Source organism: Cognatilysobacter lacus, assembly GCF_008274655.1.
GTDB classification, from domain to species: domain Bacteria; phylum Pseudomonadota; class Gammaproteobacteria; order Xanthomonadales; family Xanthomonadaceae; genus Cognatilysobacter; species Cognatilysobacter lacus.
In genome coordinates, this window is sequence record NZ_VTRV01000289.1 from 1 (window position 1) to 700 (window position 700).

The window sequence follows — 700 nt, forward strand, 5'->3', positions numbered from 1 at the left end:
CCCGGCAGGAACGCGGCCAGCGCGGTCGGTCGGGCGAGGTCGGGGGCGGTCGGGTCGGCAGTGGAAACCATGCGGCGATGATAGCGGCGGGCCCGCCCGCCACGCCGCGCGCGGCATCCTTCGGACCCTTGACAGCGGCTGTTTCTGCCGCTCCGCCCTTATGTGACGCGGGTCCGGCCCCGTATGGGTTGTTCACAGCCGTCATCGGAGCGTCATTCGCAGCCGCTGCGACCCGCACGCGCTAGTCTTCACGCAGTGTTTCACGCGCAAGCAATTGATTTTTAAGTAAATAACCCGCTTGGCGATTTTTTCACCAACCCGCGGTCGCTGCCCGTGGTGGCTGGCTCGCGCACGTCGACCGACAGTCCATTCACAGACTTATCCACATGCAGTGTGGATAAGGAACGTTCTTCAATGCGGGCAAGTACTTACGATCGATTCATGATTGTGGAGGGAGCAATGACGTGCAACCTGACCGGGTCGCGAAGAACCGTCTCCGCCTAGACTGCGACCATGCCCGTGCCGCCCGCCTCATCCCTGCTCGACGCCGTCGCCGGTCCGGTGTGGAAGGTCGCGATCGGCGGCCTGCCGCTCGCCCGGCTGTTCGATTACCTGCCGTCCGACATGGCGCCGTCGCAGGCCGTCGGCTGCCGTGTGCGCGTGCCCTTCGGCACCCGCGAGCGGGTCGGCGTGATTGCCG

General features: G+C 65.6%; 1 protein-coding gene. It reads left to right on the forward strand.

Translation table 11 applies throughout. From position 1 onward, the window contains the following. Positions 1 to 513: 513 nt before the first annotated feature. The coding region (locus FW784_RS14130) for a primosomal protein N' family DNA-binding protein (protein WP_149353952.1) at positions 514 to 700 on the forward strand (187 nt) is incomplete at its 3' end.